The sequence below is a fragment of the Haladaptatus sp. W1 genome (genome assembly GCF_001723155.1).
GTDB lineage: Archaea > Halobacteriota > Halobacteria > Halobacteriales > Haladaptataceae > Haladaptatus > Haladaptatus paucihalophilus.
Genome location: NZ_MEIH01000019.1, coordinates 16,132 through 30,379 on the forward strand (window position 1 = coordinate 16,132; position 14,248 = coordinate 30,379).

Below are 14,248 nucleotides of genomic sequence, written 5' to 3' on the forward strand. Positions count from 1 at the left end.
GCAGTTGACCAGCTCGCTGATTCTCGGTGGTTAGATCGGTCGCTGTTCGGGTTTTGGGAAGTAGTATCGATGAATCATTTACCGAACAGTTCCGAAAACAGGACATGGGATTTCCGTCCCGACGTTCTCCCCTGCGACGATTTGGTGTACTCTCTGCGGGCGGTGTGATCGGTAGCAAGCAGGTTCAAACCGTGAACTGCTCTCTTGACAAAGGCTCCGAATTCGGAACCCCTGAAAATCCGGCACCGGTCATACAGGACGAGTGGATGTCTACAGCGGACACATACACGGTCGGGGCACGAGTCGATGACCGGACCGACTGGTACGAACATCGGTTTCCGGCAAAGAATCGGCAGGGAGACTGTTTTTCCGTGACCATCCGTATTCGTCAAGGCGGAGTATTGGACATGCCGTCGAACGAAACGAACTCCTGTGGCGAGTGAACGGATGCTGCGTCAAAAGGAGAGAATCGGACTGGACACACCCGCCGGTAGCTAGAATTCTCACCGCGAACGAGGCGAACGGCGAAGCCGTGAGCCGAGTGAGCGGGCCGACGACTGAGCGGAGTGAAGGAGGAGTGCTTTTGATCGAGCTTTTACAGGGAGACGGGTCAACGCGGGTTGAACCGACCCGCGTTGACCGCTCGACCGTCGTAAAAGGTCGTTCTAGTAGATGAGCTCGTCGTCGTTCTCGACCATGTAGAACGTGCGGGCGGCGATGTTGACGGCGTGGTCGCCGATGCGTTCGAGGTCGCGGATGGTGAGGAGGAGGCGGGAGACGTCCTGCAGCAGTCGCTCGATTTCCGCTTCTGTGTTCTCTTCGAGTTCGGTCTCGATGAGGTCGCGGACGACGAGAGCGCTGGCGCGCTCACAGAGGTCGTCCAAGTCCTCGTCGCGGTCGGCGACGGCGTAGCAGTTCTCCGAGTTCTCCTCGGCGTAGGCGTCCATCGTCACTTCGAGCATGTCGAGCGTGAGGGTGCCCAGTTCCTGAATGTCGACCTCGGGGAACACGTCGTGGTCCGCTTCGAGCGTGTACTCGCCGAGGTTGACGGCGAGGTCGGCGATGCGTTCGAGGTCGGTGATGATCTTGAACGACGCCGCGATCATTCGGAGGTCGGTTGCGACCGGTTGCTGAAGCGCGAACAGGTCGATACAGTCCTTTTCGAGCGAGAGGTAGAGTTCGTTCACCTCGTCGTCGCCCTCGATGACTTCGTGAGCGAGTTCGCGGTCCTTCTGCTCCAGGGCGTTGAGACCGAGCCGGAGGCGTTCCATCACGACCTCACTCATGTAGAGGACGTTCTCTCGAAGGTCTTCGAGTTGCGTCTGATAGTCTTCTCGTGGCATAGATTGTTATCCGAACTTCCCCGTAATGTAATCTTCGACGCGTTGACTCTCCGGGTTTTCGAAGATTTTGTCCGTGTCGTCGTACTCGACGAGTTCACCGCCCGTGAGGAACACGGCGGTCTGGTCGGAGATGCGGGCCGCCTGCTGCATGCTGTGGGTGACGATGACAACGGTGTACTCCTCGGCGAGGTCCTGAATCAGGTCCTCGATCTTCGAGGTGGCGATGGGGTCGAGCGCGCTCGCCGGTTCGTCCATCAGGATGACTTCGGGTTCGACCGACAGACAGCGGGCGATACAGAGGCGCTGTTGTTGACCGCCGGAGAGACCGAGCGCGTTGTCGTCGAGGCGGTCGTTCACCTCGTCCCAAATCGCGGCCTGTTTCAGACAGCGCTCGACGAGTTCTTCTTCCTCCTCGCTGTCGTCGCGTCCGAGGAGTTTAGCGAGCAGGCCGGTGTCGAGTTCGCCGTGCTTTCGCGGCCCGTAGGCGATGTTGTCCCGGACGGACTTCGGGAACGGGTTCGGTTGCTGGAACACCATCCCGATTCGTTTGCGGAGTTCGACGAGATTCACGTCGTCGTCGTAGATGTTCTGTCCGTGGAACTCGATTTCGCCGTCGACTCGGGCGGCCTTGATGCGGTCGTTCATCCGGTTGAGACACCGGAGGAACGTGGATTTACCACACCCGGACGGGCCGATGAGGGCGGTCACGCTCTTTTCGGGGATGTCCATCGAAACGGACTGAATCGCCTGTTCGTCGCCGTAGTAGACGTCCAAGTCTTCCACCGACAACGCTGGCTGTCCGTCGAAGTCGTACTCGACCCAATCGGCGCGAATCCGCTCCTCGGTTTCGCCCTTGGTCGTCTGCGATCCGGAACTGTTCTCCTCTGAATCCATCTTCTTGATTGTCTCGCTCATTGTTGAAGTTTCCTCCTGAAGTAGATTCGCGTCGTGATACCGATCGCGTAGAACGACAACACCACGATGAGTAGGACGAGCGCCGTCGCCCACCCGAACGCTTCGGGCTTAGAAACGCCCGTCGTGATGACCGCGTACAGTTGATACGGAAGCGCGCTCGCCGGATGCAACAACGCCTCGTTTACGATGAACGGCGGCGTCGACTGGAAGGCAAACGACGAGAAGACGTTCGGCGCTTCCGACGGGAACGGCTCCGCGACCAGGATGAAGAGGATAGGAGCCGTTTCCCCGGCGATACGACCAACGCCGAGGATGACACCGGTGATGATACCCGGAACCGCCGCCGGAAGGACGACGCTCCGAATCGTTTGCCACTTGTTCACTCCGAGTGCGGCGCTCGCGTCTCGATACTCGTCGGGAACGTTTTGTAGCGATTCGCGGCTGGTGATAAGCACCAGCGGCAGGAGCATCGTCCCCAGAACGATTTGCCCGGCCAGAATCGATGGAGTGTTCCCGATTCGGATGAGGAGGAACGCGTATCCGAACAGGCCGAAGATGATGCTCGGTGTACTCCACAGACCGTTCGTCGAGATTTCGACGATGGAGGTAAATTTCCCTTGCTCGGCGTACTCGGTGAGGTACACCGCCGCACCGACGCCGAGCGGAACGGCGAAAAAGATGGCCCCGATGACGAGCCAGATGGTACCGACGATTGCGGGAAAGATACCGTTGATGTCGTACTGCAATCCCTCGCCGTTCATCACGAACGGTATCTTCAGCGGCCACAGCGTCGCACCCTTCAGCATCGGGTCGAGACCTTTCTCGATGATGAAAAGGATGATGCGCACGAGGATGAACAACAGCATCACCGTGTTGAGGCTGATGAGTACGTACGCGCCGAACTCCCGGCCGCGAGCACCGAAACCGCGGTAGGCGGCCGCGGCGGCCCAGACGGAGAGGAGACCGCCGAACAATCCGAGTATCGCGATGGCGATGAACCCCGGTATTTGCGCCGAGAAGCCCTTGGGCGCCCACGTCCAGCTCGGACCGATGACGCCCGTCAGTATGACGAGGCCGACGGCGAGTTCGAAGAGGCCGACAGGTACTGTCACTCCGAAGTCTTCGCGGAACATCAGAACGCCGACGAAGACGACGGCACCGACGACGAGCGTGGCGGGTAACCACGCGAACCAACCCATTCCGAGCGTCTGAGAGACGACAAGACCGGCAGCGACGGCCGCGATAGCGCCATCGATTACTGCCGCGCCGGTACCGACCGTAGGACTGGGTGTGGTATCGACGGTGCCCCGCCAAGAGAGGAAACCGATGGCGAACATGGACACCGCGACGACGACGTGGAGACCGCCGAGAACGGTGGCCACTTCGACGCCACCGATCGTCGTGGTGACCGACATCCACTTGAAGAGGAGCGCACCCGCCGACACTATCAGGGCGAGTGCGACGACGAACGGTACCGTAGTGACTTGACCGAGAATGCCCGTCTCGGTGACGATTTCGCTCTCTCGTGAGTATGCTTCACTCATTGTCCACCTCGCAGTTTCCGTGTCATACGACGTTCGATTGCTTGTGAGATGAGGCTAAGGGACAGAACGACGATGAAGAGGACGACCCCAGCCGCGAACAGCGCGCTGAGTTGCATCGGACGGCCGACCGCGACGCCGGACTGGCTCGCGATGGCGGACGTGAGTGTGATGGTGTTCCCGAACACGTCGTACAGCGGGTCGGGGAGACGTCCGGGAACGTTACCCAAGATGACGGTCGCGGCCATCGTCTCGCCGACCGCTCGACCGACGCCGAGGATGACGGCGGCCGAAATCCCCGATATCGCCGCCGGGACGGTGACGCTCTTCGTTGTCTGCCAGTCGGTCGCGCCGAGACCGATCGCTCCTTCTTTCATCGAATTCGGAACGGCCGTCAGCGAATCCTCCGCGACGGACACGACCGTCGGAAGGGCCATCAGTCCGATCATCAGTCCGACGAGGAACAAACTGCCGAGCGTCGGCAACGCGAGTTCGTTTGATAGATACTGGTTGAGGACGACGAACCCGATGAATCCGTACACGATGGATGGGATTCCCGCGAGCAGTTCGATGGCCGGTTTCGTCAGTTCGCGGACTGTATCGGACGCGAGTTCACTGATGAAAATGGCACCGGCGATTCCGAGCGGCGCGGAGACGAGCGTGGCGATAATGGTCGTCACGAACGTCCCCCACATCATTGCGAGCAGTCCGTAACGGTTCGATGACGTGCTCCAAACGGTGCTGGCGACAATGTCGAGACCCATCTTCCGAACGGCCGGAATCGCCTGGGTGAACAGGTACACCGTGATGAGGCCGAGGATTACGATGGTCGAAATCGTCGTCAGGAGCGTCAATGCACGGGCCGTCTCGGCCTGATATGCAAACCAACCGTACACGGTGACGATGACGAACAGGAAGAACGGGAATGCCACGTACGACGGTGCCGCGATGAACGCGATGAACGCGGCACATAACGATAGCGCACCCACGACGGCCGCGATTTGTGCCGGTGTATCGAGTTCATCGACCGAACGCCATACCGCCGATAATCTGGGTGCGTTAGCCATGGATTCTGGTGTAGTTACTTGGAGGTGGGTTCAGGAAGCTTTGAAAGTTCCTCTTTCCGTCGGCTGTCCGAAAGGGTAGCATACCCTGCGGGTTCGACGAACTGACCCTGACCGAACTTCTCGATGAGCATGCGCAGGAAAGCGGCTTCCTTCTTCGAGGTTTCCTCGTACGTGTAACAGTGGAGGTCACGCGCGAGCGGGTACCCTTTGTCCGAGAGGTTCTTGCCGGGTTTGTAGACCGTTCCCTTGAAATCGAGGGCGATGGCCGGAACGGAGTCCGAGACGAACGCGAGCGCCATGTACGCGATGGCGTTGTTGGCGCTCTCGACTGCCTTGGCGACCTGCTGGTTCTCGCCTTTGCGGACGTCGACGCCGGGCATCTTCGCGTCCGGACTGCCGAGCATGTTCGAACGGAACGACGTGTCGGTACCCGAACCGACCGAACGGCCGATGGCCTGAATCTCCATGTCCTTGCCGCTGTAGCTGTCGACTTCGCTCCAGTTCTTGATCTCGCCCGTGTAGATTTTGCGGACGGTTTCGGCTTTGAGTTGCTTGACGCCGTTGTCGTAGATCTGTTTGCTCACGACGATGGGTTGGGCGTCCACGCCGACGACGTGGTTTTTGAATTTCTTGAGCTCGGAGTCGCTCGCGTCAAGTTCGTCATCGACAGGTGCACTGGCGTCACCGATGTCGACCTGACCTTTCTGCAGTTTCGTCAGACCGGTTCCGGAGTGGCTGAGACCGATAGTGACCTTGAATGGCGGCTGACCGTCCGAACCGGCTTCGAAGCCGTACAGTCCCGCCCAGTAATCGGCGAGGTTCTTGTCTGTCTCGATGCCGTATTTTTTCTGGGGCCAGTATTCCGTGTCGTCGGCCGGCGGATTGTAGTTCCAGACGGACGACCCCTTGTTCGTGATGGGGTACACGGTAGAGGACCCACCTGCAGTGAGCGCCCCTGAGTTGCTGCTTCCGTTGCTGCCCGTATCGCCGGAGTTGTCCGAGTTGTTACCCGAGGACCCGTCGTTCGCGTTCGTCGGGTTGCCCGTACACCCGGCGAGTGCGAGTGCACTCGACGTTCCCGCTGCCACGAGGAATTTCCGCCGCGAAACGCCGCTTGACGACTTACCTGACATACACTGCAATCCATGAACAGAACGTAATAATACGTTGCTATTATTTCTATATATCTCTACGTTTGCTACTATTCTACGGATGCATATGATTCTCATACCCCCGTCTCAGATGCTCTATTCCGTCGAATTCAGCAGTTTCGATGAGAGCTTGCCGTTTGTACTACGTATGTATTCTATAATTTTGCCGCTCCAAGATGTTGAAAACATATCTTGGGAGAGACGGTTCGATGGAATACCATATTAGGTACGGAAATAATCCCTGTTCTGAACGAGTATATAGATATGGTTGGATTTATAGTCTCGGCCGAACCAACCTGTCGGTATGGAGACGCGCAAAGTTCAGGTGACGGGCGGTTCGACGTACACCGTTTCGCTTCCGAAGTCGTGGGCGACGAATAACGGCGTTGAAGCCGGAAGCGTCGTGGAGTTCTATCCCGAGTCCGACTCGCTGTTGCTCACGCCGAAAAACGACCGCGGACAGTTGGAGGGGTCCATCGACATCACGAACCTGAAGGATGAGGAACTCAGACGCGCGGTATTCACGATGTACGTGAGCGGGTTCGATATCATCACGTTGGAGGCGAGCCGCATCACGACCGAGCAGCGCCGCACCATCAGCGCGGCGACCCAGAGCCTCGTCGGTCTCGAAGTCCTCGAAGAGACCGGGAACAAGGTCGTCATTCAGGACCTGCTCGACTCCTCGGAACTGTCGATCCACAATGCGGTCACGCGCATGCGTCTCATCGCCCTCTCGATGTTGGACGACGCCATCACCGCCATCGCGGAGAACGACGACGACATCGCGCGCGACGTCATCGAGCGCGACGAGGACGTCGACCGACTCTGGTTCGTCGTCTCGCGCATCTTCCGCGCGACGCTCCGCACGGCGAAGGCGACCGAGGAACTCGGTATGTCCCGCGAGGTGTGTTTCGACTACCATTCGAGCGCCCGCCAACTCGAACGCATCGCCGACCACGCCGCCAAAATCGGCCAGCTCACGCTCCAGTTGCCCGAGGTCGACGAGGATGTCATCGAGAGCTACGAGGCGCTCCACGAGGATTCGACCGCGGTCATCAACAAGGCGATGGACGCGCTGCTCATGGACGACAGCGAGAAAGCCACCGAGTTGGCGAACGAGGCGCGCGAGTCCATCCTCGGCATCGACGAGCACGCGCGCGCGATAGACAAACTCCTCCGAAAACAGGACCCACAGCAGGCCCAACTGCTCGGCCTCGTCGTGGACTCGCTGTCCCGGTGTGCCGACTACGGCGGCAACATCGCCGAGACGGCATTGCAGAAGGCCGCACCACGACCCTGAGGGTGGAGAAAAATCGAACTCTCGCTGAACCCGAGCCGAGACTGGTTCTGACCGCGGACGTTTCCGGGCGAAACATGTAGAGCAGTGCCGCCGCTCGGCGGTTCGCGAATCGAAAGAAATCGACGCCGATTATTCGTCGTCGAGGAGAACGGCGTTGACCTGACCGGTCTGGCCGGGACGCGAGGTCACGCGGGCCTTGCCCTCGTCCGTGACGATGATGGCACCCTTCGTGATGATGTTTCGGCGGGCGTAGTTCGGGTTCGCGCCGTTTTCGAGCACGTCCTGAATCGTCGCGTTGACCGTCTCGCCGTCGGAGGTCACGTTGGCGACGTCAGTCGTGAGCGCGCGAATCTTCGAGTTGCGGCCACGGGCGTCCGTGGTGCGGTAGCGCGGTTCTCCGACCTGCGTTTCGGTGGGTTCACGGCCGAGTTCGTGTTTCTTTTTCTTATCGAGGGGCTTCAGTCGTCCACCGGTTCGCTTTCGCGTGGAGCGTCCTTGGTCTTTCATATCGAGGAAGTAGCCTACGAAATACTTCAATGACTCGGTTCGCAATCCCACATCGGCAGATTTAGGCCGCCGTGTCCAGTTTCGCCGGACGATGAGTTTGCGGATCGCCGTCGCCGCGCCGTTTCAGCAGAAGGGCCGCGAACGGATGCGTGAAAGCGAGTTCGTGGTGTCGCTGTCGCTCGACCGAGACTGGTTCTCCCCCGACCAAGCGAAGCGTCTCGTCGATGTCGCCAGCGGGCAGGGACTGCTGTCCCACGAGGACGACGAACTGATCGCCGAGTTCGACCCGGCGAGCGTCGAGATTCCCGACGATTTCGTTCCCGACGAGAGCCTACTCCAGGAGCAATCGACGTTCGAGAAGGTGCTGGATAAGGTCGTCTCCCACGGAACGACGAAACAGACCGCGGTCGCCGAAATCAACGAGCTCCAAGCGGAGGTCGCCGTTTCGGTCGAGGCCGCCGCCGTCGTCTACGCGCGACGGAAGGGTATCGACGTGAGCGACGAAGCGCGGGAAGCGCTCGCGGACCTCAAAGCGTAAACCGCCGCCCCGCCAACGCCGAGTATGGTCGAGGATAGAATTACCGACGGGGTGCGCATCGCACAACTGCTCTCCTCCGAATTCGACGGCCGCGAGGACCCGCCGCTCGATTCGGTCGCCGTCGTGAACGCGGACCCGGACGTCGAACCGAGCGAGGACGGCGCACTGGCCTACGAACTCGAACGGAACGGCGAACCCGCCGCAAAAGTGTTCGTCCACCCGGACAGGGTTCGCATCGAACTGACCGACGAAATCGAGGCCGTCGAGCGGAAAGCGGCCGAGTCGGGCATCCGCGTCCGACCGAAGGCGGTCCGTCCACCCCGCGTCCTCGTCTTCGTCGAGAGCGGCGCGGAGGTCAAACGCGCCGTGGACGCCGTGATCGAATCGCTATAGTCGTCTCCGTGTTTTCTCATCCGTCGTCTCGTGCTTCGAGCGATGCAATCACGTCCGGAAGCGCGGTGACGAGTTCGTCGCGCTCGACGTACGCGTCCGCCGACGGTTCCGGGTCCGGCCCATCGGGAAACAGGACTTGTATCGTCTTCATCCCGGCGTCGTTCGCCCCCCGAACGTCCATCTTCGGGTCGTCGCCGACGTACACGGTGTCGGCGGGTGGGTCCCCGAGTTTCTCACAGAATGCGTCGAACGCGTGACGGGTCGGCTTTCCCGCCTCCAATTCGCCGGTGACGACCGTGACGTCGAAGTTGTCTTCCCACCCCAGTTGGGCGAGTTTGCCGCGCTGGGCGACGACCGGGCCGTTCGTAAGCAAGCCGACGCGATACTCCCGACGGAGGGACGAGAGCAGGTCCGGGACGCCATCGAGCGGCGACAGCGCGTCCAATATCGCCCGTCGATAGGCGGCGGCGAGTTCGTCGGCGTCGGTGCCGCACCCATCCGCGAGCAAGTCGGCAAAGATGGGTTCGCGCGTCTCGCTGGCGAGGTGGCGACTGTGGGCGTCGAGATACGCTTGACGGGACAGCGACGGCGCGTCCACCGCCGTCGTCGCGTCCGCGAGCAGTTTCGCCCGCGGTCTATCGGTCACGGCGAGGGTGGCATCGAGGTCGAACCCCACGGCGGTCACGCACATGGGGGATACATTGGGCCGAAGTGCCTTTACCAGTTCGATAGCTCCATGACCCCCGGCGAAAATCTCCGAATATGAACTTCTTCGACCGCCTCGCGGACCGCATCGCGGCGACGGACAGCATCGTCTCCGTCGGACTCGACGCCGACATCGACCGAATTCCGGACCACCTGCACGAGTACGACCTTCCCCGCTGGGCGTTCAACCGTCGTATCATCGACGCGACACACGAGCACGCGGCGGTGTACAAACCCAACGTCGCGTTCTACGAGGACGCGGACGGGTGGGCGGCGCTGGAGGAGACCATCGCGTACGCGCACGGAAAAGACGTGCCCGTCCTGCTCGACGCGAAGCGCGCCGACATCGGCAACACGGCGCGCCAGTACGCGAAACTCCTCGATTCGGCGGACGCCATCACGGTCAACCCCTACATGGGCCGCGACTCGCTCGACCCGTTCCTCTCGCGGGAAGACAAGGGCGTCTTCATCCTCTGTCGGACTTCGAACCCCGGCGGGTCGGACATGCAGAATCTCGAACTCGCGTCCGGCGAGACCCTCTACGAGTGGGTCGCCTCGCTCGCCGACCTGTGGAACGGTAACGGCAACGTCGGCCTCGTCGTCGGCGCGACGACGCCGGACGAACTCGAAGAACTCCGCGAGCGCGTCCCGGACCTCCCGTTCCTCGTCCCCGGCGTCGGCGCGCAGGGCGGCGACGTCGAAGCGGCGGCGACCTACGCCCTCGCGGACGGCGCGGGACTGGTGAACTCCTCGCGCGGCATCATCTTCGCGGGCGAGGACGCCGGAGAGCGGTTCGCTGAGGCGTCGGGACAGGCCGCGAAGCGACTGAAGAAACGGCTGAATCAGTACCGGTAACCGCGATACGGATTATCGATAGCCGCGATACGGATTACCGCGAATCGCGTCGTCAGAATCGGTGCGTTTCGTCCTCGGTGTCCGGCGGAGTGATGTCTTCCGCTCCCGGCCCGTCCGGCGTGCTCCCGCCCTCGCCGACGCCGAGTTCCGCCGCGCATTCGACGCAGAAGCCGCTCTGCCGGTTCCAGTGTTCGTCACAGACGAGGGCACCGCAGCGGTCACAGTCGTGCGTCGCCTCGGCCGCCTCGCAGATTTGACACAGGCCGGTCACGCTCATGGGTAGTGCGACGGGAGCGACGCACATCAGTCTGCGGGCGGAAGCGGACTCGTCGCCCGTCCCATTCTACCGGACCCCGAACAGTTATCGGCGTCGGAGCAGACCACGAAAGCATGACAGCGCCAGCGGATGTGATTCTCACGAACGCCGAGGTACACACCCTGTCGGACGGCGACGCGACCGCCGAAGCGGTCGCCGTCCGCGACGGGAAAATCGTTCGCGTGGATTCCGCCTACGAAGTCGCGTTCCTCGAAGGCATCGAAACCGAGGTCATCGACCTCGGCGGTCGCGTCCTCCTGCCGGGATTCATCGACGCCCACACGCACATGCAGACGGTCGGGAGCTACATCGTCAACGCCGACCTCTCGGCGGCCGACTCGCCCGCCGATTGCGTGGACCTGCTGGCCGAGTTGGAGGGCGACCGCGAGTGGATACTCGGCTACGGGTTCGACGAGAGCATGTGGGACGAATCGCGCTACCTCACCCGCGAGGACCTCGATGCGGTGAGCGAAACCCGTCCCGTGGTCGCGTTCCGCGAGGACCTCCACGTCGCTTCCGTCAACGGCGTCGCCCTCGACCGACTCGGCGAGGAAATGCCGGACGAAGACGTCGAAACGGAGGACGGCGACCCGACCGGCGTCATCGTGGAGGATGCGGTCAACGCGGTGTACGAAGCCATCGAACCCGACGCCGAGACGACGCGAGAACTCCTGCTCGCGGCACAGCGGGACGCCCACGAGAAGGGCGTCACCGGGGTTCACGACATGGTTCGCCAGTCGCGCGCGCCGAAGGTGTACCGCCGCCTGGAACGGGACGGCGACCTCTCCTTGCGGGTCCGAATCAACTACTGGAGCGACCACATCGAGGCCGCGGACGAGATCGGCCTCGTGACGAACCACGGCAGTTCGCTTGTGACGACGGGCGCGATAAAGTCCTTCACCGACGGCAGTTTCGGCGGCCGGACGGCGAAGCTCTCGGAACCGTACGCCGACGCGGACGACGCCGCGGACACCGACGGCGACGTGACGGGCCAGTGGGTCGTTTCCCCGGAGGAACTGGACGACATCGTGGAGCGGGCGGACGGCGCGGGGTTTCAGGTAACGGCCCACGCCATCGGCGATGAAGCCATCGAGGCCGTGTTGGACGCCTTCGAGAAAACCGGGGATGCGGGCGAGAAGCGCCACCGCGTCGAACACGTCGAACTCGTGACGGACGAACAGATAGAGCGGTTCGCGGAGTCGGGCGTTATCGCGTCCGTCCAACCGAACTTCCTGAAGTGGGCGCAACCGGACGGCCTGTACGACGCCCGACTCGGCGAGGAGCGACGACGGCAGACCAACCGCTACCGCACCCTGCTCGACGCCGGTGCCCACCTCGCGTTCGGGAGCGACTGTATGCCCCTCGACCCGCTCCTCGGGATTCACCAGACCGTCAACGCGCCCGTCGAGGAACAGCGCCTGTCCGTGACGGAGGCGATCCGCGCGTACACGCTCGGTGCGGCCTACGCCGGGTTCGACGAGGACGACCTCGGAACCGTCGAGACGGGTAAACGGGCGGATTTCACCGTCCTCGACTGTTCGCCGTGGGAACACGAGGACGACATCGAGAACATCGACGTGGCGATGACGGTGGTGGACGGTGCCGTCGTCTTCGACGGACGGAACGATTAAGCCGGTTCTACACCGATTTCTGTCATGTTCCAGCCCCTCCTCGACGCCGGAGTCGCCGTCGTATTCCCGCTGTTCTTCGTCCTCGCAATCGGCGGCCCGCTCCTCCTGTGGTGGCTCATCGACACGGAAAGCGACGGCGAGGAATCCGAACATCGGGATTGGTCGAGCGCCGAACGGGCCGCGCGCTGCGACACGCGCGACCGCAGATAGGGAACGCGGAACTCATTTTCGAGTGGTATTTTCGAGTGATTAGCCGACGGAACCTCTCACCAGTCGCTACCAAAATCAGATAGCCACCTTTGAAGAGAAAATATTTTCAATACCTGCTGTTGTGGGCTAGTGCAACCACAGGTGCAACAACGTGCCAAAAATAGAGACAGCAAACCTCGAAACGGAACTCAGTCTGTTCAAGTACGACAATTTAGAGCAACTTCCCTCTGAATATCGAGGACTGAGTGAAGAAGAGCGAACGGAGCGCATCGAGCGGGCGCTCGACGAACTGGGCGACGACGTGGTCGTCCTTGGTCACAACTACCAGCGGCGGGAAATCGTCGAACACGCGGATTTCGTCGGCGACTCCTACCAGTTGAGTGTCCAGGCGGCGGAGGCCGACGCGAAATACGTCGTCTTCGGCGGCGTCACGTTCATGGCCGAGTCGGCGGACATCATCACGGACGACGACCAGACGGTCATCCTCCCGTCGATGGAGGCGTCCTGCCCGATGGCCGGGATGGCGGAGGCGCTGCAGGTGGACGCCGCGTGGGAGCGTATCGAGGCGGCCGCGCCCGACGACGACATCGTTCCGATAACGTACATGAACTCCTACGCCGACCTGAAGGCGTTTTGCGCCGAGCAGGGCGGCGCGGTCTGTACCTCCTCGAACGCCCACCGCGTCTTCGAGTGGGCGCTGGAACGGGGCGACAAGGTACTCTTTCTGCCCGACAAGCATCTCGGCGAGAACACCGCTCACCGACTCGGATTGGAGGACGAAACGGTGCTGTGGAATCCGTGGGACCCCGAGGAACGGGATTCGGAGTCCATGGCGGACGCGGAAATCGTCCTCTGGGATGGCTACTGTCAGGTTCACGAGCGCTTCGACGTGGAACACGTCGAGCGCGTCCGCGAGGAGCACCCGGACGCGAAGGTGGTCGTCCACCCCGAATGTCGCCGCGAAGTCGTGGAGGCGGCCGACGTCGTTGGCAGCACGGCGACGATTTGCGAGTCCATCGCCGCGGCCGACCCTGGCGAGACGTGGGCCGTCGGGACGGAGGTTCACCTCGTCGAGCACCTCGAACGCTGGCACCCGGAGGTGAACGTACTCCCCCTCTGTGGCGACGCGTGCATGGACTGCAATGCGATGCGCCAAATCGACCCGAACTACCTGACGTGGGTGCTGGAGGAGTTGGTCGGCGGACGGGAACGAAACGTCATCGAGGTCGCACCGGAAGAAAAAGACCTCGCAATGCTGGCGCTCGACAGGATGTTGGACCTATGAGCGGGACGAAAAACGACGCCGAAACGACGGACGTACTGGTCGTCGGCAGCGGCATCGCGGGCTGTAGCGCCGCGCTCGCCGCGGCGCGTGCGGGCGTGGACGTGCTCGTCGCCACCAAGGCGACCCGCCCCGAAAACGCCTCGACGCACTGGGCGCAGGGCGGCATCGCCGTGACCCGCGACGACCCGGAATCGCTCCGCGCGGACGTGCTGACGGCGAGTGCGAACACGGCCGACCCGGACGCGGTGGACGTGCTAGTCGAGAACGCGAACGACGCGGTGGCGGACGTGCTCATCGACACGCTCGACGTTTCCTTCGACACGGACGGCGAAGAATACGACTACGGACGGGAGGCCGCTCACTCCGAGAAGCGAATCCTCCACGTCGATGCCAGCACGGGCCAGCACGTTCTCGGGCCGTTCCTGTCCCATCTGGACGACCACCCGCGCGTGACGATTCACGATGACACCGCCGCACTGTCGCTCGTGACC

General features: G+C 62.0%; 16 protein-coding genes. 8 read left to right on the forward strand and 8 right to left on the reverse strand.

Translation table 11 applies throughout. From position 1 onward, the window contains the following. Positions 1–665 precede the first annotated feature (665 nt). From phoU to BG842_RS00760, 5 genes are read right to left on the reverse strand one after another with little or no spacing between them, the layout of a single operon-like run. Entirely contained in the window at positions 666–1,343 is a 678-nt protein-coding gene (gene phoU, locus BG842_RS00740; RefSeq protein ID WP_069449273.1) for a phosphate signaling complex protein PhoU, read from the reverse strand. Positions 1,344–1,349: 6 nt separating this feature from the next. Further along, the gene (gene pstB / locus BG842_RS00745) at positions 1,350–2,258 is read right to left on the reverse strand and encodes a phosphate ABC transporter ATP-binding protein PstB (RefSeq protein ID WP_069449274.1); all 909 of its coding nucleotides are present in this window, start codon (positions 2,256–2,258) and stop codon (positions 1,350–1,352) included. Beyond that, positions 2,255–3,802 (reverse strand): phosphate ABC transporter permease PstA, encoded by a 1,548-nt coding sequence (gene pstA, locus BG842_RS00750; protein WP_069449275.1) that lies wholly within the window; start codon positions 3,800–3,802, stop codon positions 2,255–2,257. The genes pstB and pstA overlap by 4 nt, the downstream gene beginning before the upstream one ends. Further along, the gene (gene pstC, locus BG842_RS00755) at positions 3,799–4,866 is read right to left on the reverse strand and encodes a phosphate ABC transporter permease subunit PstC (protein WP_069449276.1); all 1,068 of its coding nucleotides are present in this window, start codon (positions 4,864–4,866) and stop codon (positions 3,799–3,801) included. Before pstC ends, pstA begins: the two co-directional genes overlap by 4 nt. Before the next feature lie 14 nt (positions 4,867–4,880). Next, positions 4,881–5,999, reverse strand: coding sequence for a PstS family phosphate ABC transporter substrate-binding protein (locus BG842_RS00760; RefSeq protein WP_069449277.1), 1,119 nt, complete (start codon positions 5,997–5,999; stop codon positions 4,881–4,883). 322 nt (positions 6,000–6,321) lie between these two features. Between BG842_RS00760 and BG842_RS00765 the strand changes: the two genes are divergently transcribed. Beyond that, positions 6,322–7,317 carry a phosphate uptake regulator PhoU gene (locus tag BG842_RS00765; protein ID WP_069449278.1) on the forward strand — a complete coding sequence of 332 codons (996 nt, stop codon included), beginning with the start codon at positions 6,322–6,324 and terminating at the stop codon, positions 7,315–7,317. A gap of 129 nt (positions 7,318–7,446) precedes the next feature. Here BG842_RS00765 and BG842_RS00770 read toward each other — a convergent pair whose 3' ends face one another. Further along, positions 7,447–7,824: a 30S ribosomal protein S8e gene (locus BG842_RS00770; RefSeq protein WP_069449279.1), complete on the reverse strand. Its 378-nt coding sequence runs from the start codon at positions 7,822–7,824 to the stop codon at positions 7,447–7,449. Between the two features lie 91 nt (positions 7,825–7,915). Between BG842_RS00770 and BG842_RS00775 the strand changes: the two genes are divergently transcribed. Together BG842_RS00775 and BG842_RS00780 are read left to right on the forward strand one after the other, a co-directional pair. Next, complete coding sequence (locus BG842_RS00775) at positions 7,916–8,362, forward strand: DUF2240 family protein (RefSeq protein WP_069449280.1); 447 nt, start codon at positions 7,916–7,918, stop codon at positions 8,360–8,362. A gap of 24 nt (positions 8,363–8,386) precedes the next feature. Further along, positions 8,387–8,755, forward strand: coding sequence for a hypothetical protein (locus BG842_RS00780; protein ID WP_069449281.1), 369 nt, complete (start codon positions 8,387–8,389; stop codon positions 8,753–8,755). A gap of 16 nt (positions 8,756–8,771) precedes the next feature. Here the strand turns inward: BG842_RS00780 and BG842_RS00785 are convergent, their stop codons facing one another. Then, positions 8,772–9,446, reverse strand: a complete 675-nt coding sequence (locus tag BG842_RS00785) for an HAD family hydrolase (protein WP_007983729.1) — start codon at positions 9,444–9,446, stop codon at positions 8,772–8,774. 71 nt (positions 9,447–9,517) lie between these two features. Here BG842_RS00785 and pyrF point away from each other — a divergent pair, with 71 nt between their 5' ends. Continuing rightward, the gene (gene pyrF, locus BG842_RS00790) at positions 9,518–10,315 is read left to right on the forward strand and encodes an orotidine-5'-phosphate decarboxylase (RefSeq protein WP_069449282.1); all 798 of its coding nucleotides are present in this window, start codon (positions 9,518–9,520) and stop codon (positions 10,313–10,315) included. A gap of 52 nt (positions 10,316–10,367) precedes the next feature. Here pyrF and BG842_RS00795 read toward each other — a convergent pair whose 3' ends face one another. After that, positions 10,368–10,592 (reverse strand): hypothetical protein, encoded by a 225-nt coding sequence (locus tag BG842_RS00795; protein WP_175424049.1) that lies wholly within the window; start codon positions 10,590–10,592, stop codon positions 10,368–10,370. Positions 10,593–10,705: 113 nt separating this feature from the next. Here BG842_RS00795 and BG842_RS00800 point away from each other — a divergent pair, with 113 nt between their 5' ends. The 4 genes from BG842_RS00800 to BG842_RS00815 form a co-directional block, all read left to right on the forward strand. After that, positions 10,706–12,262, forward strand: coding sequence for an amidohydrolase (locus tag BG842_RS00800; protein ID WP_069449284.1), 1,557 nt, complete (start codon positions 10,706–10,708; stop codon positions 12,260–12,262). A 24-nt stretch (positions 12,263–12,286) separates the two neighbouring features. Next, entirely contained in the window at positions 12,287–12,472 is a 186-nt protein-coding gene (locus tag BG842_RS00805; protein ID WP_069449285.1) for a hypothetical protein, read from the forward strand. Positions 12,473–12,623: 151 nt separating this feature from the next. Further along, positions 12,624–13,757 carry a quinolinate synthase NadA gene (gene nadA / locus BG842_RS00810; RefSeq protein WP_069449286.1) on the forward strand — a complete coding sequence of 378 codons (1,134 nt, stop codon included), beginning with the start codon at positions 12,624–12,626 and terminating at the stop codon, positions 13,755–13,757. Next, positions 13,754–14,248, forward strand: a 495-nt coding sequence (locus BG842_RS00815) for an FAD-dependent oxidoreductase (protein WP_139135971.1), incomplete at its 3' end; no start/stop codon positions are given. The genes nadA and BG842_RS00815, both read left to right, overlap by 4 nt.

Bases quoted from the DNA above. Each gene is read 5' to 3' on its own strand.
- phoU (WP_069449273.1), bottom strand. From the start codon at position 1,343: ATGCCACGAGAAGACTATCAGACGCAACTCGAAGACCTTCGAGAGAAC.
- pstB (WP_069449274.1), bottom strand. From the start codon at position 2,258: ATGAGCGAGACAATCAAGAAGATGGATTCAGAGGAGAACAGTTCCGGA.
- pstA (WP_069449275.1), bottom strand. From the start codon at position 3,802: ATGAGTGAAGCATACTCACGAGAGAGCGAAATCGTCACCGAGACGGGC.
- pstC (WP_069449276.1), bottom strand. From the start codon at position 4,866: ATGGCTAACGCACCCAGATTATCGGCGGTATGGCGTTCGGTCGATGAA.
- BG842_RS00760 (WP_069449277.1), bottom strand. From the start codon at position 5,999: ATGTCAGGTAAGTCGTCAAGCGGCGTTTCGCGGCGGAAATTCCTCGTG.
- BG842_RS00765 (WP_069449278.1), top strand. From the start codon at position 6,322: ATGGAGACGCGCAAAGTTCAGGTGACGGGCGGTTCGACGTACACCGTT.
- BG842_RS00770 (WP_069449279.1), bottom strand. From the start codon at position 7,824: ATGAAAGACCAAGGACGCTCCACGCGAAAGCGAACCGGTGGACGACTG.
- BG842_RS00775 (WP_069449280.1), top strand. From the start codon at position 7,916: ATGAGTTTGCGGATCGCCGTCGCCGCGCCGTTTCAGCAGAAGGGCCGC.
- BG842_RS00780 (WP_069449281.1), top strand. From the start codon at position 8,387: ATGGTCGAGGATAGAATTACCGACGGGGTGCGCATCGCACAACTGCTC.
- BG842_RS00785 (WP_007983729.1), bottom strand. From the start codon at position 9,446: ATGTGCGTGACCGCCGTGGGGTTCGACCTCGATGCCACCCTCGCCGTG.
- pyrF (WP_069449282.1), top strand. From the start codon at position 9,518: ATGAACTTCTTCGACCGCCTCGCGGACCGCATCGCGGCGACGGACAGC.
- BG842_RS00795 (WP_175424049.1), bottom strand. From the start codon at position 10,592: ATGAGCGTGACCGGCCTGTGTCAAATCTGCGAGGCGGCCGAGGCGACG.
- BG842_RS00800 (WP_069449284.1), top strand. From the start codon at position 10,706: ATGACAGCGCCAGCGGATGTGATTCTCACGAACGCCGAGGTACACACC.
- BG842_RS00805 (WP_069449285.1), top strand. From the start codon at position 12,287: ATGTTCCAGCCCCTCCTCGACGCCGGAGTCGCCGTCGTATTCCCGCTG.